At 64.0% G+C, this 22322-nt stretch carries 21 protein-coding genes and 1 tRNA gene; 13 read left to right on the top strand and 9 right to left on the bottom strand.

All coding sequences use genetic code 11. The annotated features are described in order from the left end of the window. Nucleotides 1-54 precede the first annotated feature (54 nt). The 4 genes from C0Z18_RS16145 to otsA all read left to right on the top strand — a co-directional run bounded on the left by C0Z18_RS16145 (nt 55) and on the right by otsA (nt 4344). Nucleotides 55-339 carry a hypothetical protein gene (locus C0Z18_RS16145; protein ID WP_102646404.1) on the top strand — a complete coding sequence of 95 codons (285 nt, stop codon included), beginning with the start codon at nt 55-57 and terminating at the stop codon, nt 337-339. 181 nt (nt 340-520) lie between these two features. Next, on the top strand, nt 521-1927 hold the full coding sequence (locus C0Z18_RS16140) for a sigma-54-dependent transcriptional regulator (RefSeq protein WP_102646403.1): 1407 nt from the start codon (nt 521-523) through the stop codon (nt 1925-1927). Nucleotides 1928-2435: 508 nt separating this feature from the next. After that, complete coding sequence (locus tag C0Z18_RS16130; protein WP_102646402.1) at nt 2436-2654, top strand: hypothetical protein; 219 nt, start codon at nt 2436-2438, stop codon at nt 2652-2654. Nucleotides 2655-2922: 268 nt separating this feature from the next. Then, a complete protein-coding gene (otsA, locus tag C0Z18_RS16120; RefSeq protein WP_102646400.1) occupies nt 2923-4344 on the top strand; it encodes an alpha,alpha-trehalose-phosphate synthase (UDP-forming) in 1422 nt (473 codons plus the stop codon). 153 nt (nt 4345-4497) lie between these two features. Here the strand turns inward: otsA and C0Z18_RS16115 are convergent, their stop codons facing one another. After that, nucleotides 4498-5991: an RNA polymerase factor sigma-54 gene (locus C0Z18_RS16115; RefSeq protein ID WP_102646399.1), complete on the bottom strand. Its 1494-nt coding sequence runs from the start codon at nt 5989-5991 to the stop codon at nt 4498-4500. 328 nt (nt 5992-6319) lie between these two features. On the opposite strand from C0Z18_RS16115, the gene C0Z18_RS16110 reads away from it, so the two are divergent. Then, nucleotides 6320-6688: a BON domain-containing protein gene (locus tag C0Z18_RS16110; protein WP_102646446.1), complete on the top strand. Its 369-nt coding sequence runs from the start codon at nt 6320-6322 to the stop codon at nt 6686-6688. Nucleotides 6689-6727: 39 nt separating this feature from the next. Here the strand turns inward: C0Z18_RS16110 and C0Z18_RS16105 are convergent, their stop codons facing one another. The 4 genes from C0Z18_RS16105 to C0Z18_RS16090 all read right to left on the bottom strand — a co-directional run bounded on the left by C0Z18_RS16105 (nt 6728) and on the right by C0Z18_RS16090 (nt 10425). After that, nucleotides 6728-7318 (bottom strand): hypothetical protein, encoded by a 591-nt coding sequence (locus C0Z18_RS16105; protein WP_102646398.1) that lies wholly within the window; start codon nt 7316-7318, stop codon nt 6728-6730. Between the two features lie 119 nt (nt 7319-7437). Beyond that, nucleotides 7438-8790: an MFS transporter gene (locus tag C0Z18_RS16100; RefSeq protein WP_102646445.1), complete on the bottom strand. Its 1353-nt coding sequence runs from the start codon at nt 8788-8790 to the stop codon at nt 7438-7440. Nucleotides 8791-8950: 160 nt separating this feature from the next. After that, the gene (locus tag C0Z18_RS16095) at nt 8951-9460 is read right to left on the bottom strand and encodes a YbhB/YbcL family Raf kinase inhibitor-like protein (RefSeq protein ID WP_102646397.1); all 510 of its coding nucleotides are present in this window, start codon (nt 9458-9460) and stop codon (nt 8951-8953) included. A 113-nt stretch (nt 9461-9573) separates the two neighbouring features. Beyond that, nucleotides 9574-10425, bottom strand: a complete 852-nt coding sequence (locus tag C0Z18_RS16090) for an NAD(P)-dependent oxidoreductase (protein WP_233217332.1) — start codon at nt 10423-10425, stop codon at nt 9574-9576. Nucleotides 10426-10633: 208 nt separating this feature from the next. Between C0Z18_RS16090 and C0Z18_RS32970 the strand changes: the two genes are divergently transcribed. After that, nucleotides 10634-10792, top strand: a complete 159-nt coding sequence (locus C0Z18_RS32970) for a hypothetical protein (RefSeq protein ID WP_158244245.1) — start codon at nt 10634-10636, stop codon at nt 10790-10792. A gap of 69 nt (nt 10793-10861) precedes the next feature. Here the strand turns inward: C0Z18_RS32970 and C0Z18_RS16085 are convergent, their stop codons facing one another. Both C0Z18_RS16085 and C0Z18_RS16080 read right to left on the bottom strand, forming a co-directional pair. Continuing rightward, nucleotides 10862-12241, bottom strand: a complete 1380-nt coding sequence (locus tag C0Z18_RS16085; RefSeq protein ID WP_102646396.1) for a Kelch repeat-containing protein — start codon at nt 12239-12241, stop codon at nt 10862-10864. A 46-nt stretch (nt 12242-12287) separates the two neighbouring features. Then, a complete protein-coding gene (locus tag C0Z18_RS16080; RefSeq protein WP_102646395.1) occupies nt 12288-12668 on the bottom strand; it encodes a DUF5594 family protein in 381 nt (126 codons plus the stop codon). Nucleotides 12669-12946: 278 nt separating this feature from the next. Here C0Z18_RS16080 and C0Z18_RS16075 point away from each other — a divergent pair, with 278 nt between their 5' ends. Beyond that, entirely contained in the window at nt 12947-13267 is a 321-nt protein-coding gene (locus C0Z18_RS16075; protein ID WP_102646394.1) for a putative quinol monooxygenase, read from the top strand. A gap of 83 nt (nt 13268-13350) precedes the next feature. Here C0Z18_RS16075 and C0Z18_RS16070 read toward each other — a convergent pair. Both C0Z18_RS16070 and C0Z18_RS16065 read right to left on the bottom strand, forming a co-directional pair. Further along, nucleotides 13351-13425: transfer RNA gene (locus C0Z18_RS16070), tRNA-Arg, on the bottom strand. A gap of 125 nt (nt 13426-13550) precedes the next feature. Beyond that, complete coding sequence (locus tag C0Z18_RS16065; protein WP_102646393.1) at nt 13551-13733, bottom strand: rubredoxin; 183 nt, start codon at nt 13731-13733, stop codon at nt 13551-13553. A 216-nt stretch (nt 13734-13949) separates the two neighbouring features. Here C0Z18_RS16065 and C0Z18_RS16060 point away from each other — a divergent pair, with 216 nt between their 5' ends. The 6 genes from C0Z18_RS16060 to C0Z18_RS16035 all read left to right on the top strand — a co-directional run bounded on the left by C0Z18_RS16060 (nt 13950) and on the right by C0Z18_RS16035 (nt 22295). After that, nucleotides 13950-15887 (top strand): ATP-binding cassette domain-containing protein, encoded by a 1938-nt coding sequence (locus tag C0Z18_RS16060; RefSeq protein WP_102646392.1) that lies wholly within the window; start codon nt 13950-13952, stop codon nt 15885-15887. 280 nt (nt 15888-16167) lie between these two features. Further along, nucleotides 16168-18153: a DNA topoisomerase IV subunit B gene (locus tag C0Z18_RS16055; RefSeq protein WP_102646391.1), complete on the top strand. Its 1986-nt coding sequence runs from the start codon at nt 16168-16170 to the stop codon at nt 18151-18153. Between the two features lie 65 nt (nt 18154-18218). Further along, nucleotides 18219-20534 carry a DNA topoisomerase IV subunit A gene (gene parC, locus C0Z18_RS16050; RefSeq protein WP_102646390.1) on the top strand — a complete coding sequence of 772 codons (2316 nt, stop codon included), beginning with the start codon at nt 18219-18221 and terminating at the stop codon, nt 20532-20534. Between the two features lie 87 nt (nt 20535-20621). Continuing rightward, complete coding sequence (locus C0Z18_RS16045) at nt 20622-21080, top strand: CopD family protein (protein ID WP_102646443.1); 459 nt, start codon at nt 20622-20624, stop codon at nt 21078-21080. Nucleotides 21081-21195: 115 nt separating this feature from the next. Continuing rightward, complete coding sequence (locus C0Z18_RS16040) at nt 21196-21780, top strand: chromate transporter (protein ID WP_102646389.1); 585 nt, start codon at nt 21196-21198, stop codon at nt 21778-21780. Further along, nucleotides 21777-22295: a chromate transporter gene (locus C0Z18_RS16035; protein WP_102646442.1), complete on the top strand. Its 519-nt coding sequence runs from the start codon at nt 21777-21779 to the stop codon at nt 22293-22295. Before C0Z18_RS16040 ends, C0Z18_RS16035 begins: the two co-directional genes overlap by 4 nt. Nucleotides 22296-22322: the final 27 nt, after the last annotated feature.

Genomic DNA, 22322 nt, shown 5'->3' with positions numbered 1-22322 from the left:
AGCGCCGCCTTACCTCGCATTCGTGATGGCAGCGAGTAATGCTAGGGGGATCTCATGGCTCGTCCTAAAATCGGCATTTTTGGTGCACTCGTCGCGGTTGGCGGCGTGTTAGCGTTGCGCTGGGCGCAAAAACATCGGGCTGCGCAAGCGCGGCTTGCAGGCGAGCTGACTCGGTGGGAGGGCGAAGGCGGCGCGGTGGCTGCGAGCAGCAGCGCTGCCGGGCCGATGTCCGATAGCGGCCCCGGGCACGACGTGGTGCCCAACGGCGCCGGCCACGGCGCAATGGGGCGTATCGGCGGCACGCGCGACGCGTGGATCTTCCCCCACGGACATAGCTGACGCCGGTTAAGCCACGCTGGGCTGCTTTGGGCGCCGCCGGTCCGGCGGTGCCGATTCCGTATTGGTATGCCGAATCGCTCGCTTGACTCGTTGCGCCTAGGCACAATGTCGCGACGGGCTGCGCGAGCGTTTCGCGCTTTTTTGTTTCTAACCGTTATTCATCACAGACCAGCGAAAACAGATGCCACATGTGCTGATAGTCGACGACGACCCCGAAACCCGCGAAGCGCTCGTATCGATCATCGCCGCCGACGGCTTGACGACCGCGACGGCCGGCGATCTGCGCGAGGCGCGCATCCAGCTCGTACGCCAGACGCCCGACGTCGTGTTCACCGATCTGCAATTGCCGGACGGTAGCGGCGTGGATCTGTTCGAGGACCTCGATCCGCGCTCGGGCGTCGAAATCATCGTCATCACCGGCCATGCTACGGTCGAGTCGGCCGTGACGGCCCTGAAGATGGGCGCCACCGACTACCTCGTCAAGCCGATCAACATGCAACGCGTCAAGGCCGTGCTCGATCGTTTGCCGCGCGCGGGCGATCTGAAGGCGCAGATCGGCACGCTGCGCGGCGAACTGCGCCGCATGGGGCGGTTCGGCTTGATGCTCGGCAGTTCGCCGGCCATGCAATCGGTCTACGACCAGATCGGCCGCGTGGCGCCGACGGCCGCGTCCGTGCTGCTCGTGGGCGAATCCGGCACGGGCAAGGAAGTGGCCGCGCAGACCATCCATGAACTCAGCTTGCGGCGCAAGCACGCGTTCCTGGCGGTCAACTGCGGCGCGATTTCGCCGAATCTGATCGAGTCGGAGATGTTCGGGCACGAGCGCGGCTCGTTCACGGGCGCGGACCGCCAGCACAAGGGTTATTTCGAACGCGCGAGCGGCGGAACGATTTTTCTCGATGAAATCACCGAAATGCCGGCCGAGCTGCAGGTCAAATTCCTGCGCGTGCTGGAAACCGGGATGTTCATGCGGGTCGGTACGACCAAGGAAATCGAGACGGACGTGCGCGTCATCGCGGCCACGAACCGCGACCCGGAAGAAGCCGTGCTCGAAGGCAAGCTGCGGCTCGATTTGTATCACCGGCTCAACGTGTTTCCGATCAGCCTGCCGCCGCTGCGCGAGCGCGGCAACGACGTCTGGCTGCTCGCGCAAGCGTTCCTCGAGGAACTCAACGAGCGGCACGGTTCGCGCAAGCAGTTCCCGCCGGCCGTGCGGGACATGATGTTGTCTTATCCTTGGCCGGGCAACGTGCGTGAATTGAAGAACTACGTCCAGCGCGCGTTCATCATGGCGGCTCCGGACGCCGATCTTACGGCCGCCGTACCGCTGCAAATCTCGCTGTCCAAGCCCTCGACGGGCACCGCGGTGACGATCCCGTTCGGCACGTCGCTCGCGACGGCCGATCGCCAACTCATTCTTGCCACGCTGGAGCAGTGCGGCGGGGTCAAGACACGCGCCGCCGAAATTCTCGGCATCAGCCTGAAAACGTTATACAACCGCCTCGTGGAATACGGTGAAGACGCGAAATCGGCGGCGAGCGAAAGCGATACGGCCGGCGAGCCGGGCGAGGCCACGGCCGGCGGCTGAAGCGCTCGGCAATCGTTCCGATGTGTAACGGGCGTGGCCGGGACGTTGGTATTGGTTCCGGCCGCGTCGCGCGCATGGCAGAAGATTTGCTCGTCTATCGTCCCAATTCCAATGGGTTGATTGACGAGGTACATCTCGATGTCCGCATCACGTAGAGCATGCATCCCCGCTTCGGTCTCGTTCCGGCTGCGGCCGCGATCGCATCTGCATACTCCCGAGCCTGATCCGCCCATCCCGCCGCCGAAAGAGCCGCCGTTGCCCGGGCCTGGGCCTGAGCCGGGCCCGATTCCCGAGCGCGAGCCGCCGGAGCCTGATCTGCCCCCTATCGGCGATCCGACCCCCGTTCCGCGGGACGTTCCTCCGATGCAGTAGCCATGAGCGTCGCGTTGCTGTACCCGTTACAAATCTGACGCAATTGTTACCGCGCGTTCGCGCGCTGCGCGTCCTAGACTTTGAAATGCAATTGCTTTGCTTGCGCGGGCATTGGCCTGCTCCTGGAGATCGTTCCATGAGACACCCTGCGTTACGGCGCTCCGCGCGCCATGCGCTCAAGCGTGAAGCGAAGAACGGCGGCGGTTATCCCGCTCGCTCGCCGTCTTCCGAAGATCCGTCTGCACAAAATCGCTCTGCACCCGGAGTGCCCGCGGACGGCGAGCACAATCAGGGCGGTGCTCGTGTCGAAGGACTCGATTACCAGCGCGATCTTGGCTCGGAGCAGGACGCTTAGACGCGGCTTGAGGCAGTAGCGAAGAAAGGTGACGCGCCTGCGGGTGCGCTGGCCTGCGGTTTTATCTTTTGTTGCGCATCTCGCGCAGCATGCTTGCGCGCGCTTGCTCGTTTCGACGAGCGCGCGTCGGGCTTTGGGGCTCGTCCACGGGGGATCGGCAAACGCAAGCGTGTGACGCGCATTGCGGCACGGCGCTTGCGTGCATGACGCCTAGCGACGGCGAGACGGTTCGCCGCGCGAGAATGCCAACCGAAGAGGTGGAGCCGCAATGAGCAGATTAATCGTGGTGTCAAACCGCGTCGCGCCGACGCAAGAGGGCCGCCCCGCAGCGGGAGGGCTCGCGATTGGCGTGCTGGACGCCCTGAAGGAAACGGGCGGCGTCTGGTTCGGGTGGAGTGGGGAAATCGTCGGCGAAGCACAGGCTCCGACGATCGAGAACCAGGGCAAGGTCACTTATGCGACCGTCGGCCTCACGCGACGCGATTACGATCAATACTATCGGGGGTTTTCGAACGCGACCCTATGGCCGACGTTCCATTACCGCACCGACTTATCTCGCTACGACCGGCAAGAATACGCAGGGTACTTGCGTGTCAACGCGACGATGGCCAAGCAACTGAAGGCCATGCTCCAACCCGATGACATCATCTGGGTTCACGACTATCACCTTCTGCCGTTCGCTCGTGCGCTGCGCGAGCTCGGCGTGAACAACCCCATCGGCTTTTTCCTGCACATCCCGTTTCCCGTGCCGGAGATGCTGCGCACCGTGCCGCCGCACGAAGAACTCGTCAAGGCGATGTGCAGCTATGACGTGGTCGGCTTCCAAACGCAGGCGGATCGGCAGTCGTTCGTCGACTATATCGAGCGCCGAGGTTTCGGCACGGCGAGCGACGACGGCATGGTCCACGCGTTCGGACGCATGTTGAAGGTCGGCGCCTATCCGATCGGTATCTATCCGGATGCGATCGCGAAGGCTGCGCAACAGTTCGCCGATCGTAAGCAGGTAGGCACGCTGCGCGACGCCATGCGCGGCCGCAAGCTCATCATGAGCGTCGACCGACTCGATTATTCGAAGGGTCTCGTCGAACGATTCCAAGCGTTTGAGCGTCTATTGCTGGCCGCGCCGCATTGGCATGGCCGCGTTTCGCTCGTGCAGATCGCACCTCCGACGCGCTCGGACGTGCAGACCTATCAGCGCATCCGTCAAACGCTCGAAGGCGAGGCGGGACGTATCAACGGACGATTCGCGCAGCTCGATTGGACGCCGATTCAATACCTGAATCGCAAATACGAGCGCAATCTGTTGATGGCGTTGTTCCGTCTTTCGCAAGTCGGCTACGTGACGCCGCTGCGCGACGGCATGAATCTCGTGGCTAAGGAATACGTGGCGTCGCAGGATCCGGAGGACCCGGGCGTTCTCGTGCTGTCGCAATTCGCCGGCGCGGCCGAGCAGTTGCCCGGCGCCTTGGTGGTCAATCCGTTCGACCTGACACAGATGGCCGAGGCGCTGGAACGCGCGCTATCGATGCCGCTGGAAGATCGCAAGGCACGGCACACCGACATGATGGCTCAATTGCGCTCGGGCGATCTCTCGACGTGGCGCGATGCCTTCCTGGTCGATTTGCGCCACGTGACGACGGCTGCATCGGTGACACGTAAAGCCGTCAAGCTGGCCGATATCGCCGCTTAGCGCGACAGCGCATCGACGATCTGTGATGTGAAAAAGGGAAAAGGGCCGACTGAGAAGTCGGCCCATTCTTTTCGCCCGGCGCCGCTTAGGACTGCTGATGATCGGCAGCCCTAAGCGAACTAAGCGAGGCGATCTTCTCTAACTAGGTGGACATTAGGCTTGCCGCCGCAGTTGAGCCGGCGGCACCTTCAACAGATTGCGGTACTTGGCGACGGTGCGGCGCGCGACGATCATGCCTTCCTGAGAGAGCATCTTCGCTAGTGCGACGTCCGATAGCGGATTGCGTACGTCTTCCTGATCGATCATCTCCTTGATCAAAGCGCGCACAGCGGCGGCCGAGCAGCGGCCGCCCGTTTCGGTGGCGAGTTCGCGCGGGAAGAAGTGACGGAACTCGAAGATTCCGCGGGGCGTGGCCATGTACTTGTTGCTCGACGCGCGCGAGACGGTCGACTCGTGCAAACCGAGTTCCTCGGCGAGCTTGCTCAGGACGAGCGGCTTCAACGCGATCTCGCCGTAATCGAAAAACGCCTTCTGATAAGACACGATGCATTGCGCGACACGTTGAATCGTCGTGAACCGCTGCTCGGCATTGCGAAGCAGCCAGCGCGCTTCCTGCAACTGTTGGCCGAGCGGCGAACCGGCCCCGCCCGATTGCGCGAACAACTCCGCGTAGACGCGATGAATGCGCGCGCGCGGTAGGACGGCCGGATTGATCGACGCCACCCAGCGTCCCTTCACGCGGCGCACGATGACGTCCGGGATGACGTAGTTATCGTCCGAGCGGGCATAGAACTGACCCGGCTTCGGATCGAGCCGCCGCACGAGCGCGCACGCGGTGCGCAATTCCTCGGCCGAGCATCCGAGCTGCTTTTGCAACTCGGCATGTTCGCGCCGGGCGAGCCGCTCCAAATGATGCTCGACGATTTCGCGAGCGGCGTCGCGTCCCGGCGTATCCGACGACATCACGTCGAGTTGCAGGCTCAGGCATTCCGAGAGCGAGCGCGCGCCGACACCCGGACGATCGAGCGTTTGCACGAGGCGCAGTGCAACGCGCAATTCCTCTTCGCTGAGCGGCGGGTCCGCTTCGAACGCGCCGGCCAGTTCCTCGAGCGACTCGCGCAGGTACCCGTCGTCGTCGAGCGCCTCGATCACGATCTGCGCGGCCGCGCGGTCGCGTTCGGTCAACGGATACAGGTGCAGCAGGTTATGCAAGTGCTCGTGCATCGTCGGCTGCGCGTGCGCCCACGCGCCCGGGTCCACGTCGTCGGAGTCGCCGTTGTTGCGCGAGGCGCCGCGCGTGCTCCAATCTTGGCCGAAATCGCCGATCGGATCGTCGGCCGGAGCGGTGACCGTGGCATCGGGACTTGCGAGCCCATCGTACGAATCGGCGGCTTCCACGGTCTGCGGCGCATCGGCGGCAACACCGGACTGCAACTCCGCGCCGTCGGCCGTGCGTGTGCCGTTAGCGGGGCTCTCGGACTCTTCCGCGATTGGGTCGTCGTATTCGAGAAACGGATTGTTATCGAGCGCTTGCCGCAATTCGTGCTGGAACTCCAGCGACGACAGTTGCAGAAGACGCACCGATTGTTGCAGGCGCGGCGTCAGTGCCACATGTTGTTTGCTGCGTAGCTCGAGTGTCGGTGGCATGTCGAAAGTCCTGTGGAATAGTCCTCGCTGTAAAGCAACGGCCATACCAGATGTTGCCGCGCGGGCCATGCAGACCATTGGGCGCCGCAGGAACCGTGCCGCGACGCGAAGAACGCGGCAGCTTTTACAGACTCGAGTGCAAAAGCGCGGCGCGCTGCGCTGCGGTTGCAAACGATGAGAGGTGGGACACCTTGCGATGAACGACGCGAACGATGAGGGCACGGCGCTTGCAGATGAGACGGGGGCGCAATCGAGATGGGGCGGCAGCCCTTTCCGATCGCGTACGCCGAGTTCGGCAAATTCTTCCATCTTTGAGCAGGAGAAAACCGTGAAAACGCTCCCTTTACTCAAAATCGCAGCCGTCGTTGCATCCCTGTCCCTCGCTGCCGGCGTATCGGCACAGACAATGGGATCGTCCGGCGCCTCCTCGACTGAAAGTGCGTCGGCATCGTCGGGCAGTTCCGAATCGCTCGGTCAGCACATTAGCGACGGCACCGTGACGACGAAGGTCAAGGCCGCGCTGATGACGGCCAAGGACGTGAAATCCACCCACATCCACGTGAAGACGCGGCGCGGTATCGTCTGGCTCACGGGCAGCGTTCCGACGAGCGACGACAAGACGCGCGCCGAGCAAGTGACCGCCGGCGTGACCGGCGTGCACGAAGTCAAGAATCGCCTGAAGGTGCGAGCCGAATAATGCGTCGAGCGCCGGGCGGCGCCGCGCATCGTGCGACGGCTACGCGTGGCGCTGCATGAACTCGGCGAGCGGAGTCGGCGGCACGGTCGGGTCGAAGTCGGCCCAACGGCCTTGCCGCCACTGTCCCGTGGCACGCTCGAGCGCGAGTGCGCCTGCCTCGTTCAGCGATCGCGCGGCTCTTTCCTGATTGTCGAGCGAGACGTGCACGGCCACGAGTACCCCTGAGTCGCGTGTTTCGTGATGCACCGCGTGGCGCATGCGTTCGCGCAAGTTCGGCGGGGTGGCGAGGTACGCTTGGATGCGGCCGCCGAGCAAGGCGCCCGCGTAGGCGCCGATCCCCGCCGCTGTCACCGCGGCGATAAACGATGCCGTCAGCGGGGCACAGATCGCCAGGCCAAGTACGGCGCCGGCCGCCGCGCCGAAGGTGCCCCATCGATTCGATTGCGCCGCGTGGCCGCTGATCGGAGCGACGGCATGCAGGCTGTCGGCCGCGGGGTGAGCGTGTTGTCCTCGCGGATTGACGAAAAACAGGCTGACGTCTTCTTCGAGGAAGCCTTGTGCGAACAATTGCCGAGCAGCGGATTGCGCTGCGGCGAACGTGGTGAAACGTCCAGCGACGATGAGCGACATGGCGGCTCCTTGACGGCGCTGCCGAACGGCATGCCGAATGAGCGAAGCGAACAACCGCGGGCGCGGCGGCTGGCGCGCGCCGTGCCACGGGCCATTCGGTTAGACACTCGTTTTTCGCATCAGTGCTGCGTGCGCAGCCGCAGCAGGCTCACGATCGCGGCGAGCCCGGCCACCGCGGACGCCAGCGTCAGCGCGATCACCGGCCCATGCTGCGGCGAGACGCCGAAAATCAGCGCGACGAGCGCGGCGCCGACCGTTTGCCCCGTGAGCCGCGCGGTGCCGAGCATGCCGCTCGCGCCGCCGCTACGCTCGCGCGGCGCCGACGACAGCATTTGCCGATTGTTCGGCGATTGGAACATCCCGAATCCCGCTCCGCACAATGCCATGCGCCAAACGATCGAGAAAACGCTCGGATGCGCGCCCATCGTCGCCAGCAACGCGAGCCCGATCGTCAGCGCGATAAGCCCGATACCGCCTAGCATGCCCGCCGAATAGCGGTCGGAGAGCACGCCCGCGATCGGCGCGGCGAAGATGATGACGAAAGGCCAAGGCGTGATCAAAAGCCCCGTGCGCACTTGGTCGAAGTCCAAGACGTTTTGAAAGAAAAACGGAAGTGCCACATAGGCCAGCATCTGCGCGCAGAAAGAGCAGACCGAGGTGGCGATCGAGAGCGCGAAGATAGGAATCTTCAGCAGATCGATCGGGAGCAACGGGGCGGGACGCGTCAACTGACGCCGAACGAACACGTAGCCCACGCCGAACAGCACCAGCACTTGCGCGATCAACCAGCCAGACGCTTCGCCGTGCCCGAGCCCGTCGATCGTGAAAATCAGCAGCCCGAAGACGACGGCGTTCATTGCCGCGCTGAGGTAATCGTAGGGCGCGTCGTACCCTGCGTTCGTCGGCAAGGCGCGCAACGCCCCGGCGATGGCCAGGATGCCGATGGGCACGTTCACCGCGAACAGCCACGGCCAAGGGGCGACCGAAAGGATGGCCGAGGCGGCGGTCGGTCCCACGGCGGACGATATCGCCACGACCATGGCATTGATGGAGACGCCGCGGCCAAGCTGGGTCGGTGGATAGATCGTGCGTACGAGCGCGGTGTTGACGCTCATGATGCCCGCGGCGCCAAAGCCTTGGACCACGCGCACCAGCGCGAGCGCGGGCAGGGAGCCAGCGAGCGCACAGCCGAGCGAGGCCGCGGTAAACAGCGCGAGCCCTCCGAGGTAGACGCGCCGATAGCCGATCCGGTCGCCTAGTGACGCGAGCGGCAACAAGGAGATCGTGACGGAGAGCTGATAGGCGTTGACCACCCAAATCGACGACGCGGCGCTGGCCCGCAGGTCTTTGGCGATGGTCGGCAAGGCGACGTTGGCGATGGCGCCGTCGAGCACGGCGAGCGTGATGCCCAGCGCGATAACGACGATCGCCCAGTAGCGCTGGGGAACGGGAATGCCTTGTTCTGCTTCCATCACGAAGAAACTCAGGGTAGCGGGCCGCGGGGACGTACCCCGCATTTTAAACGCGCAACCCTTCGACGCGCTTGCGGGCGCGCCGGCGCGGCTGCGGGCGCGTTTGGTTGCGTCCGCAACCACCATGCCCATGCGCCGCGCCAAGGCAGCCCGCGAGCACCTATTTCATTTCATAGAGCCCGGTGTAGGTGGTCGAGTCGAGCTCGTTCAAATGCGTCATGAAACGCGCCACCGCATTGGTCGTTTCGGGCGTGATCGGAAGATGATCCACTTTGAGCGCGTGCAGGCGGAAGATATAGCGATGGGGCTTGTCGCCGCGCGGCGGCGCGGCGCCGCCGAATCCCTGCGTGCCATAGTCGTTGCGCACCTGGATCGCTCCGGCGGGCAGCAAGCTGCCGTCCGCCTTGCCTGCGCCGAGCGGCAGCGAGCGAACGTCGGCCGGGATATTGACGACGACCCAATGCCAAAAACCGCTGCCGGTCGGCGCATCGGGGTCGTAGACGGTCAATGCGAGGCTCTTCGTATCCGCCGGCGGCGCTTCCCATTGGAGCGCGGGCGAGAGGTTGCCGCCGTCGCCGTCGACGCCGAACGATTTGTCGTTGCATTCCTGAGCCTTCGGCATGAAGCCGTTGCTCGGGAAGTCGTCTGACCAGATTCTGAACTCAGCCATCGGATGCCTCCTTCTTCTTGACAAGTGGGCCGTGCAGCACGATGAAAGCGCGGTGCGGGTTGCGTGCCGAGTGTATCACCGCGTCCGCGCGCGTATTGGCGGGTAAGCCCGCTCTACCGGGGCTCGTGCAGCTTGCGCAAGCGCCAGACGAGGCTGGAGGTGTCGAAGCGATTGCCGCCGAGCGCCTGGACCTCGCCATAGAACTGATCGACGAGCGCGGTGACCGGCAGCGACGTACCGCTGCGTTTGGCTTCGTCGAGACAAAAGCCGAGGTCCTTGCGCATCCAATCGACGGCGAACCCGAAATCGAACTTATTTTCGATCATCGTCTTGCCGCGGTTGTCCATTTGCCAGCTCGCAGCCGCGCCTTTGCCGATGACCTCGAGCACACGCGTCATGTCGAGCCCGGCGCGCTCGCCGAAATGAATCGCTTCCGAGAGCCCTTGCACGAGGCCCGCGATGCAGATTTGATTGACCATCTTCGTCAACTGGCCCGCGCCGACCGGGCCCAGGCAGGTGACGGCCACCGCGTAGTGCTTGAGGACGACGGCGGCGCGTTCGAAGGCTTGGGCGTCGTCGCTGCCGCACATGATGGTGAGTTTGCCGTTTTGGGCGCCGGCCTGGCCGCCGGAAACCGGAGCATCGATGAATTGAATGCCGCTCGCGCTTGCCGCCTGCGAGAGTTCGCGCGCCACACCCGCGGAGGCGGTGGTGTGGTCGGCGAACAGCGTGCCGCTCGTCATGCCGGCGAAAGCGCCTTGCTCGCCGAGCGTGACGCTGCGCAAGTCGTCGTCGTTGCCCACACAGGCAAGCACGAGTTCGGCGCCTTGCGCTGCTTCGCGCGGGGTGCGGGCCGCGCGGCCGCCGTATTCGGCCACCCATTGCTCCGCTTTCGCGTACGTGCGGTTATAGACGGTGACGTCGAAGCCGGCTTTTGCCAGATGGCCGGCCATCGGGTAGCCCATCACGCCGAGTCCGATAAAGGCGACACGGCGAATGGCGTTGTCAGAGGAGGAAATCGGCTCGCTCACGGCGGCTCCTTAGCTTGGGCGTTGAAGGGGGGGGGGACGTTGATTATCGCAGCGATAGGGCGTGCGCCGTGCGGCGGCGCACATTCGCGAAAGCGCGTCGTGCGTCTAGAATGCGCTTATCGAGACGATGAAGGAGACCGTCATGTCCTATTCATCGATTGGAATGATGCTCGCGCTGGCGCTTTTCGCCTGTGCCGCGCTGGCGCTGTCGACGCGCTATCGCACCGATCACCCGCTTGTCGACCTGACGCGTTGGGTCCATGGGCGTCACTGGTTCGATCGGCTTCATCACCGGCATTGATCGGATCGCCGATTCAGGGCCGAGTGAAACCCGGTGTCGAATCGGCCGATCGCGGAGCGGTTTCCCGTGCTACTGCCAGTAGAGTTCGCAACTCGGCAGCGTTGAGCTCCAGCCACAAGCCAAGACGGTTCCATTTTTCAGCAGAACCGCGCCGGGTTGCGCGCGTGGCATGGTCATGCTGCCGGCTGCCGACCAACTGTTGATGGCGGGATCGTAGATTTCCGCCGTCGCCAAGCCTACGTCAGCCGGATCGCTCGGATTGACCGAGCCTCCGAGTATCAACACCTTTCCATTCGGCAGGAGCACGGCGGCATGCTGCATGCGGGCCGCCGTGAGGTTGCCGGCCGATGACCACGTGTTCGTGCTCGGATCGTAGAGTTCAGCGCTCGATAGCGGCTGCCCCGACGCGTTGGCGCCCCCGACGACTAAGACCTTCCCGTCGGACAGCAGGGTGGCAGTATGGCGATCGCGGGCAACCGCCATGTTCGCGGCGGGTGACCAGGTATTGGCCGTGGGGTCGTAGATTTCGGCGCTCGACGTACTGCCAGCAGTTCCTACGGACGGATCATATCCGCCTGCGACGAGCACTTTTCCGTTGGCTAACAACGTCGCCGTATGGGCCGCTCTCGATGAGGCCATGGCCGGCACGGCCGACCAGCTATCGGAGCTCGGGCTGTAGCGCTCTTCTTCTCGGGCCTGCGTCGGCGGGCCAAACATGCCGCCCGTCACCAGCACCGTTCCGTCGGGCAAGAGCGTGGTGGTGTTGCCGTAGCGCGTCTGCAGCATAGTTGCTGGAGCGGACCATGAATTCAACGCGGGATCGTAAGTGGCGCTATGCCCGGTGATCCCATAAAAGCTCTGGCCGCCCACGCTCAGCACTTTCCCACTCTGGAGCAATGCCGCTGTATTGCCGATTATGGCGAGTGGAGAAGCCTCGGACCAGATGTCCTGATTCGGATCATAGAGTTCGGCATCTCCCGAGTGAACGTTGGATCCGCCCGCCGAAAACACTTTTCCGCTGGGCAACAGCGTTAGCGGCCCGAGCGTGAGCCGCATGTTAGCGGCAGGGGACCACACGTTGGCGGTCACGTTTATTGCGAAATCGACAGCCGCGCCTGCCGAGGAGACAAGGATGGTGGCCGTGCCCAACGCCGACCCCGTCACGGCTCCCGCATTCACCGCGGCGATGGATGGAGTCAGAGAAGTCCACGTTGCCGTTGTCGTCAAATCTGCCGTGCTGCCATCGGAAAAATGACCGGTGGCTGTGAATTGGCGCGTGATTCCGACGCCGGTATTAGCGGGGCTGGGCGTGATGGAAATTGATTGTAGCGTCGCGGAATTGGCACCAGCACCAGCACCAGCACCGTGGCCCCCGCATGCGTTCATCAATATCGCCGTCGCAAGCAGGATGATCGGCCGCAACGAGCGATTCGTCGTGATTGCACTCATTGGATCCTCCTATTTTTGTTTTTGTTTGACCCTGATGGGTATTGCCTCAACCTTCCAAGTCGAGATTCCCCAACAGAATAAACGGCTCGGCCTGCGAGCGCGAGGCTAAATCGAAATCCCGGGCGGCCTGCCAGGCGGCGAGCTTACGCGGCAGCGCTTCCAGATAGTGTTCGAACCGCTGCCGGCCGTTGCGCTCGGTTAGCGACTCGATCTCGCATTCATCCCATGTCATATGCAGATTGAGCGGGTGCCGTGCGCCGCGTACGCGTTCGGCGATCTGCGCGGTGATCGTGAGGGTCGTGGGGCGGCCCGGGCCGCCGTAAGGCTCGAGCCCGATCCGGGCGTTGGGTCCGATGACGTCTCGGATCGCTTGCGCGATACGAGGCGCGTACTCCGTATCGAATAGATGTGCTGTCGTCGGGTTCATGGGCGCTTCCGTGATCAAGCGATGCTAGCACGGCGCGACGGGGCGGTCAGACGGTAGCGTTGCCCCGCGACTTTCGAGGTCGTCGTCGCCGCTCCCGCACGGCGGTTTCCCCATACTTCTGCATGCTTTGACCGGCTGGTCAGCGTAACGAAAGACTATGCGCGGTTACCTGCGTGCGATCAGCCCTCACGCTAAACTCCATTGGACTGACCACTGACATTAGCAGTTGCATCTGCTTGGTACCGAGCGAATTCGTATCGACATCCCCGGAGAAGTCCATGTCTGAACAACTCACCGTTATCGCCTTCATGCGTGCCAAACCCGGTGCGGAGGAGGAACTCGGCCGCCGCTTGATGGAATTGGTCGAGGCGTCTCGCCAAGAGACCGGTTGCCTCAACTATGACCTTCACCGCAGCAATACCGACCCTGCCGTGTGGTGCATGTATGAAAACTGGAGATCCCGGGTCGATCTCGATGCGCATTTCCAGACGACGTATCTGCAGCGCTTCGCGCAGGACAAGGACCGGTTGCTCGCGGGCGATAGCGACATGCACTACCTGAGCATGGTTTCCGCTCAGGCGGCAAGTCGGTCGGTCTAATTCGGTCGCACGGTGTGCAATGCCGTTGTGCTTTGCCAGCCGAGCCCGCCGCGCGCGGGCTTTTCACAGGGCTTGGGAAAGGCTGGTCCCCCCGACAGGAATCGAACCTGTATCTAGCGCTTAGGAGGCACTTGTTCTATCCATTGAACTACGGGGAGGATTTGCTGACCGGGCGGTGAGCCCGGATGCGCCGGCGCGGATGCGCCGGCGCGCGCAGAGTATATCAAAGCCGGGCCGGTTGCCTATCGCAACCGCGCTAACCACTCCGCCCCCGCGCCCGATCTCAAAACTCCACAGCGGCGAATTCGCCCTTGCTGACGTCGCAAAGCGGGCAGCGCCAATCCTCCGGAATGTCCGCGAACCGCGTGCCCGGGGCGATCCCCTCGTCCGGCAGCCCTTCCTCTTCGTTGTACACCCATCCGCAAATCACGCAGACCCAACTTTTAAACTCGATCACGTCGCTCACAGCGTCCTACCCTAATTCATCTCGAAAAATCGCTACCTTAGCGCCGCGCAGCGGCCTTGCGGCGTTTTAGCGGCGGGACGAATTGTCGCACTCTTTTCCCGATCGGCGCAGACCACGCCGGAGAACCGCTCCGGTAGACCGAACGGCCAGCACATGCCGGCGGGCGCCCGGCGGCCGGTACAATGGATGTTTCGATTTTCGCAGGCGCGCTCTTTCATGTCGCTTTATTCCATCGTCGATGCGCAGCTCGCGTTCGGCCACGTCGCACTGCTCGATCACGCCGATTTCTCGCTCGAGGCCGGTGAACGCGTTGGGCTCATCGGCCGCAACGGCGCCGGTAAGTCGTCGCTGCTCAAGATCGTCGCCGGCCTGATGCACCCGGACGACGGCCTCGTCACGCGCCAGCAGGACCTCTCCACGGTCTATGTGCCGCAAGAGCCCGAGTTCGATCCGCAAGCCTCGGTGTTCGATGCCGTCGCGGCCGGCTTGGCGCAGGTGCGCGCTTCGCTCGACGAGTACGACGCCGTCACGCATGCGCTGGCCGATACGCCCGAAGGCGCGCAGCACGATGCGCTGATCGCGCGCATGAACACGTTGCAATCGGCGCTCGATGCGGCCAACGCATGGAATTGGCGCACGCGTGTGTCCACCACGCTCGCACAGTTGAACCTGGACGGCGAGGCCCGTATCGGTGCGCTCTCGGGCGGGATGCAAAAGCGTGTCGCGCTCGCGCAGGCGCTCGTCGTCGATCCAGACGTCCTGCTGCTCGACGAGCCCACGAACCACTTGGACTTCGACGGCATCCGCTGGCTCGAGGAGTTGCTCGTCAATTCGCGAGCGGGCCTGCTCTTCATCACCCACGATCGCGCGTTTCTCGATCGCGTCGCCACGCGCATCGTCGAACTCGACCGCGGCCGCTTGCTCTCGTACCCGGGCAATTTCTCGGCCTATCAAACGCGCAAGGCCCAGCAACTCGAAGTCGAGCGCATCGAAAACGAGAAGTTCGACAAGCTGCTCGCGCAGGAAGAAGTGTGGATCCGCAAGGGCGTGGAGGCGCGTCGCACACGCAGCGTCGGGCGCATCGCGCGGCTGGTCGAAATGCGCAATCAGCGCGCCGAGCGCCGCAACGTTCAGGGCAACGTCAAGCTCGACGTCGGGCAAGGCGAGCGCTCGGGCAAGATCGTCGCCGAACTCACCGATGTGACCAAGCGCTACGGCGAGCGCACGGTCGTCGATCGTTTTTCGACGACGGTGATGCGCGGTGACAAAATCGGTTTCATCGGTCCGAACGGTGCCGGTAAGACCACGCTGCTGAAGCTCATTCTCGGCGAGATCGCGCCCGACGAAGGCAAGGTTCGGATCGGCACGAACCTGCAAGTGGCCTATTTCGACCAAATGCGCGCCCAGCTCGATCCGGAAAAGAGTCTGGCCGATACGATCAGCCCGGGCAGCGATTGGATCGAGGTGAACGGCACGCGCAAGCATGTCATGAGCTATCTCGGCGATTTTCTGTTCGCCCCGGAGCGAGCGCGCTCGCCCGTCAAATCGCTCTCGGGCGGCGAGCGTAACCGGCTCTTGTTGGCCCGGTTGTTCGCCCGGCCCGCGAACGTCCTCGTACTCGACGAGCCGACGAACGACCTCGACATCCCCACGTTGGAGTTGCTCGAAGAGCTGCTGGCGGACTACGACGGCACGGTGCTGCTCGTCAGCCACGATCGCGCATTCCTCGACAACGTGGTGACGTCGGTGATCGCGGCCGAAGGCGCCGGCACTTGGCGCGAATATGTGGGCGGCTTCACCGATTGGCAGACGCAAAGCGAGCGCTCGCAGCGGCTCGCTCAGGAGGCGGCCGCCAAAAACGCGCCGAAGGCCGAACCGCGCGAAGCGGCGCCCAAGGAGAGCGCCGCCGGACGCAACGCACAGCGCACCGTCAAGCTGTCGTTCAAGGAGCAGCGCGAGCTCGAGGCGCTGCCCGAAACGATCGCGGCGCTCGAAGCGGAGCAAAAGGCGATCGGCGCGCAGCTCGAGGATGGCTCGATTTTCGCGCGCGACGCCAAGGAAGGCGCCCGGCTCACCGAACGCTTCGCCGCGATCGACGACGAGTTGCTGGCCGCGCTCGAACGTTGGGAGGCGCTCGAGGCCAAGCGCAAATAATCCGGCGGGTGGCCGGTGCGCTGCGTCGTGCCCGGCGGCCTAGAGGCTGGCCGCCCCGGGATCGCCGCCCGGCCGCCGTCCGCCCGAACGAATTGCCGCATGAAACGAAACCAGTAAAATACGGCGCGACTACGGCGGACGGGCATCCGGCGCAGCCGGCCGCGCTCGCTTCGCGGGCACGCCGGTCGCTGCCGTTGTTTCGATTCGCTTTTTTTGAACTTTCAACGCTTTGTCCACGCGGATATCCACACGCGCTGTGGACAACGACCTACACGAGACCATGTCCACGAAAAAGCCAAGCACCGCGTACAGCGAGGCCTCGATCAAGGTGCTCAAAGGGCTCGAGCCGGTCAAACAGCGGCCGGGCATGTACACGCGCACCGAGAATCCGCTGCACATCATTCAAGAAGTCATCGACAACGCGTCGGACGAGGCACTAGGCGGTTACGGCCGCCAGATCACCGTCACGCTGCATGCCGATCAGTCGGTTTCCGTCGATGACGACGGCCGCGGCATCCCGTTCGGCTTGCACCCCGACGAAGGCGTGCCCGTCGTCGAAATCGTCTTCACGCGCCTGCACGCCGGCGGCAAGTTCGACAAAGCGGCCGGGGGCGCCTATACGTTTTCGGGTGGTCTGCACGGCGTCGGCGTCTCGGTGACGAACGCGCTGTCGTCGCGGCTCGACGTCACTGTATGGCGCGACGGCAAAGTCGCTCAGGTCGGTTTCTCGCATGGCGACGTCATCCGGCCGTTGACCGTGCGCGCCGTCGAACGAGGCGAAAAGCGCTCGGGTACCCGCGTAACGGCGCTGCCCGACCCGAAATACTTCGATTCGGCCAATCTGCCGCTCGGCGAGCTTCAGCGCCTGTTGCGCTCGAAGGCCGTGTTGCTGCCGGGTGTCGAGGTCGTCCTCATCAACGAAAAGACGGGCGAGCGTCAAAGCTGGAAATACGACGACGGCTTGCGTGGCTACTTGCTCGAGGGCATGGCCGGCAGCGAGCTGTTGATCCCGCTGTTCGAAGGCGAGCGCTACGCGGATAGCACCCGCACGAGCGAGGATTCGTTCGCCGAAGGCGAGGGCGCGGCTTGGGTCGTCGCCTGGAGCGAGGAGGGCCCGCTGCAACGCGAGTCCTATGTGAATCTGATCCCGACGCCTGCCGGCGGCACGCACGAGTCGGGCTTGCGCGATGGGCTCTTTCAAGCGGTCAAGAGCTTCGTCGAGCTGCACAACTTGCAGCCGAAGGGCGTGAAGCTGCTGGCCGAGGACGTCTTCGCGAGGGTGTCGTTCGTGCTCTCGGCGAAGGTGCTCGATCCGCAATTCCAAGGGCAGATCAAAGAGCGCCTGAATAGCCGCGACGCCGTGAAGCTCGTTTCGTCGTTCGCGCGTCCGGCGCTCGAGTTGTGGCTCAATCAGCATGTCGAGCACGGCAAGAAGCTCGCCGAACTCGTGATCAAGCAGGCGCAGGCGCGCACGCGTGCGGGGCAAAAGGTCGAAAAGCGTAAGAGTTCCGGTGTCGCCGTGTTGCCGGGCAAGCTGACCGACTGCGAATCGACCGACATCTCGCGCAACGAACTCTTTCTTGTCGAGGGCGACTCGGCCGGCGGCTCCGCGAAGATGGGCCGCGACAAGGAGTTTCAGGCCATCTTGCCGCTGCGCGGCAAGGTGCTCAATACGTGGGAGACGGAGCGCGATCGCCTATTCGCGAACAACGAGGTGCACGACATCTCGGTGGCGATCGGCGTCGATCCGCATAATCCGGACGACAACGTCGATTTGTCGAATCTGCGCTACGGCAAGATTTGTATCCTTTCCGACGCGGACGTGGACGGCGCGCACATTCAAGTCCTGCTGCTCACGCTGTTCTTCAAGCACTTCCCGCAACTGATCGAGCGCGGGCACGTGCATGTCGCGCGGCCGCCGCTGTTTCGCGTCGACGCACCCGCGCGCGGCAAGAAGCCGGCGCAAAAGCTTTACGCGCTCGACGAAGGCGAGCTCGAGGCCACGCTCGACAAGCTGCGCAAGGACGGCGTGCGCGAGACGCAGTGGTCCATCAGCCGCTTCAAGGGCCTCGGCGAAATGAGCGCCGAGCAACTGTGGGATACGACGATGAACCCCGATACGCGTCGGCTCATGCCGGTCGCGCTAGGCGAACTGGAATACGAGGGCACGGTGTCGCGCATGACCATGCTGATGGGCAAGGGCGAAGCGGCGGCGCGCCGCAGTTGGCTCGAAGAGAAAGGCAACGAAGTCGAAGCCGATATCTGACGCAAAGCCAGCGCTTGCAGGCGCGCGCTTCTTCTAGAGTCTCCTGAACACGGACATTATTTTCGATGGATCAACAAGACGATCTGTTCGCACCGGCCGCCGCGCCCGATGGCGAGTCGCTGACGCTCGGTCATTACGCCGAGCGCGCTTATCTCGACTACGCGGTGAGCGTGGTCAAGGGCCGTGCGCTGCCCGACGTTTGCGACGGGCAAAAGCCCGTGCAGCGCCGCATTTTGTTCGCGATGAACGAGATGGGCCTCGCCTCCGACGCGAAGCCGGTCAAGTCGGCCCGAGTCGTGGGCGACGTGCTCGGTAAGTACCATCCGCACGGCGATCAATCGGCGTACGACGCGCTCGTTCGGCTCGCGCAAGATTTTTCGATGCGCTATCCGCTCATCGACGGCCAGGGCAACTTCGGCTCGCGCGACGGCGACGGCGCGGCCGCGATGCGGTACACGGAAGCTCGCTTGACGCCGATCGCGAAGCTGCTGCTCGACGAAATCGGCGAGGGCACGGTCGATTTCGCGCCGAACTACGACGGCTCGTTCCAAGAGCCGAAGCTCTTGCCCGCGCGTCTGCCATTCCTTCTGCTGAACGGCGCATCGGGCATCGCGGTCGGTTTGGCGACGGAAATCCCGTCGCATAACCTGCGCGAGGTCGCCGCGGCAGCGGTGGCGATGATTCGGCATCCTAAGATTTCGCACGCCGAGCTCATGGAGATCTTGCCGGGCCCCGATTTCCCGGGAGGCGGCCAGATCATCTCGAGCGCGACCGAAATCGCGGCCGCCTACGAGACGGGACGCGGCAGCCTGAAGGTGCGCGCGCGCTGGAAAATCGAGGATCTCGCGCGCGGCCAGTGGCAACTCGTCGTGACCGAGCTGCCGCCGAATACGTCGGGCCAGAAGGTGCTCGAGGAAATCGAGGAGCTCACGAATCCGAAGATCAAGCTCGGCAAGAAATCGCTGACGCCCGAGCAGTTGCAGACGAAGCAGACGATGCTGGCGCTGCTCGACGCGGTGCGCGACGAATCGGGCAAAGATGCGCCGGTGCGTCTCGTGTTCGAACCGAAGTCGAGCCGCATCGATCAAACCGAGTTCGTCAATTCCTTGCTCGCGCACACGAGCCTCGAATCGAACGCGGCGCTGAACCTCGTCATGATCGGCGGCGACGGGCGGCCGCGCCAAAAGGGGATCACCGAGATCCTGCAAGAGTGGATCGGGTTCCGTTTTGCGACGGTGACGCGGCGCTCGCGCCACCGGTTGACGAAGGTCGACGATCGTATCCACATCCTCGAAGGCCGGATGATCGTCTTCCTCAATATCGACGAGGTCATCCGCATCATCCGCGAGTCGGAAGAGCCGAAGGCGGCGCTGATGAGCGCATTCGGCCTGAGCGAGCGGCAAGCCGACGACATCCTCGAAATCAGGCTGCGCCAATTGGCGCGGCTCGAGAAGATCAAGATCGAGAAGGAACTCGAGTCACTGCGCGAAGAGAAGGCGAAGCTCGAGGAGTTGCTCGCGAACGAGTCGTCGATGAAGCGCTTGATCATCAAGGAAATCGAGGGCGACGCGAAGCAATACGGCGACGATCGGCGCACGCTGATCCAGCAGGAAAAGCGCGCGACGCTCGAAGCGCGCGTCGTCGACGAGCCGGTGACGGTGGTCGTATCCCAGCGCGGCTGGGTGCGCGCACTGAAGGGCCACGGGCTCGATGCGGCCGGCTTCACGTTCAAGGACGGCGATAGCCTATACGCGGCGTTTCAATGCCGTACGCCCGACACGCTGATCGCATGGGGCAGCAAGGGCCGCGTGTATTCCGTCGCCGTGGCGATGTTGCCGGGCGGACGCGGCGACGGCGCGCCGGTCACATCGTTCATCGATCTCGAAGCGGGCACGCACCTCATGCACTACTATGCGGCGAGCGCGGAGCAGCCGCTGCTGCTCGCCTCGAGCAACGGGTATGGCTTCATCGCGCGCGTGGGCGACATGGTCAGCCGCGTCAAGGCAGGCAAGTCGTTCATGACCATAGATGAAGGCGCGCAACCGCTCGCGCCGATGCCGGTCTTGCCGCAGGCAAGTCAAGTCGCGTGCTTGTCGGGCGCGGGACGGCTCGCGGTATTCGGGATCGACGAGATGAAGTCGCTCGCGGGCGGTGGGCGCGGCATCATCCTGATGGGGTTGGACGAAGGCGAGAAACTCGTCCAAGCGTTGGCCATCGCGCCGGCGGGTGTCGTATTGCTCGGCACGGGCCGTGGCGGTAAGCCGCAAGAGGAGCGGCTCGCCGGTGCGGCGCTCGCTCCCTACGTCGGTAAGCGGGCCCGCCGTGGCCGCGCGCCCGACACGCGGCTGAAGATCGCGGCGTTGCGGCCCGCGCTCGACTAACGGGTCGGCGTGAATGGTGCTCATGCGGCCTGGCGCCGGCATGAGCATCGAAGATTGGAACCAACGTTCTTGGAGAGTCTCATGTCCCTGTCGATCGCGATCGACGTCGCGCTCTTCGCGCATTTGGCTGCCGTCGTCGTGTGGGTTGGCGGCATGGTGTTCGCGCATTTTTGTTTGCGTCCGGCATTGGCCGACGTTTCGCCGCAATTGCGGTTGCCGCTGATCGAAGCGGTATTTGGCCGGTTCCTCAATTGGATCGGTGGTTCCGTGATCGCGATCCTGATCTCGGGCGGTTTTCTGATGGCGCGCTTCGGCGGCGCGCAAGCGCCATGGCAGATCCATCTGATGGCTGCACTGGGCGTCGTCATGATGATGATCTTCGGACACGTGCGCTTCGCCGTCTTTCCGCGCATTCGCCGTGCCGTGCAGGCTCAACGCTGGCCGGACGGGGCGCGCGCCGTCGATACGATGCGCCGGCTCGTATTGGTCAATCTCGTGCTCGGTGTCGCGACGATCCTCGCGGCCGTGCTCTCGCGCGGGTTCTAAGCCGGGTTTCGATCGATCCGGTACATCGTTGCGTACGCAACTATTACCGTTGATTGCGGATTGGCCATTTGCAAAGGTATTGCGCGATACTCGAGGTTTTACGAGTAATTCCCCGATGACTTCTTCCGATCCGGCCGAAGGCGCGTCCGACGGGCCTGCGAGGCCGCTGTCCGGCATTGCCCCGGCGAAACTCTTTCGCACGTTCGGCGAAATGAGCCTTTACGGCTTCGGTGGCGTCATGCCGTGGGCGCGGCGCATGCTGGTCGATCGGCGGCGCTGGCTGGACGACCGCGAGTTCGCGGAGTTGCTCGCCATCGGCCAGATTCTTCCGGGTCCGAATATCTGCAATATGGCCGTGATCGTCGGCTATCGGGCTTGCGGTTGGCGCGGCGCGCTGGCCGCGGCGGGCGGTTTGCTCGCTGCTCCGTTCGTGATCGTGCTCGTGCTCGGCGCGCTGTACCATCGCTTCGGTGCGTTGCCGGCCGTTCAAGGCGCGCTGCACGGCATGATGGCCGTGGCCGCCGGGCTCGTGTTGATGACGGGCATCAAGCTCGCTCAAAGCCAGCCGCGTACGCTGCGCGCTCTGGTGTTCGGCGTGTTGTCGCTGACGGCGGTAGGCATCGCGCACTTGCCGCTCGGGTGGGCGATGCTCGTGTTGATTCCCTCCGCGCTTTTCGTCGAGTGGCGGGCGTCGCGATGATCCTGATCGAGCTCGCATGGCGCTTCGCGTTGGTCTCGGCGATCGCGTTCGGCGGCGCGACGGCCGTCATGCCGGAGATGCACCGTTTCCTCGTCGAACAGAATCATTGGATCGGCGATACGACGTTCGCGGCGCTATTCGCGATCTCTCAAGCGTCGCCCGGCCCGAACGTGTTGTTCGTCGCGCTGTTCGGTTGGCAAGTGGCGGGCCTCGCGGGAGCGATCGTATCGACGTTGGCGATGTGCGGGCCGTCGTCGGTGTTCGCGCTCGTATTCGAGCATTACACGGGCGCGCATCGCGACGCACGTTGGATGGTCGTGTTTCGGCGGGCGCTGGCGCCGGTGACGATCGGTTTGCTCATGGCGACGGGCACCATCCTCGCTCAAGGCGCCGACCATTCGGCCGCCACGATTGCGTTGACGATCGTCACCGTCGCCGTCGGGCTGCGCACGAAAATCAATCCCCTGTGGTTCATTGCGGCCGGCGCGCTGCTCGGCGTATTCGGTTACGCGTGAGCCGGCTTGCGTAGCGGCTCGAGTCCG

Origin of the sequence: Trinickia dabaoshanensis, from assembly GCF_002879885.1 — a bacterium.
Lineage (GTDB): Bacteria > Pseudomonadota > Gammaproteobacteria > Burkholderiales > Burkholderiaceae > Trinickia > Trinickia dabaoshanensis.
The sequence above is the reverse complement of the archived record's forward strand: the minus strand, read 5'-3'. Positions and strand labels throughout refer to the sequence as shown.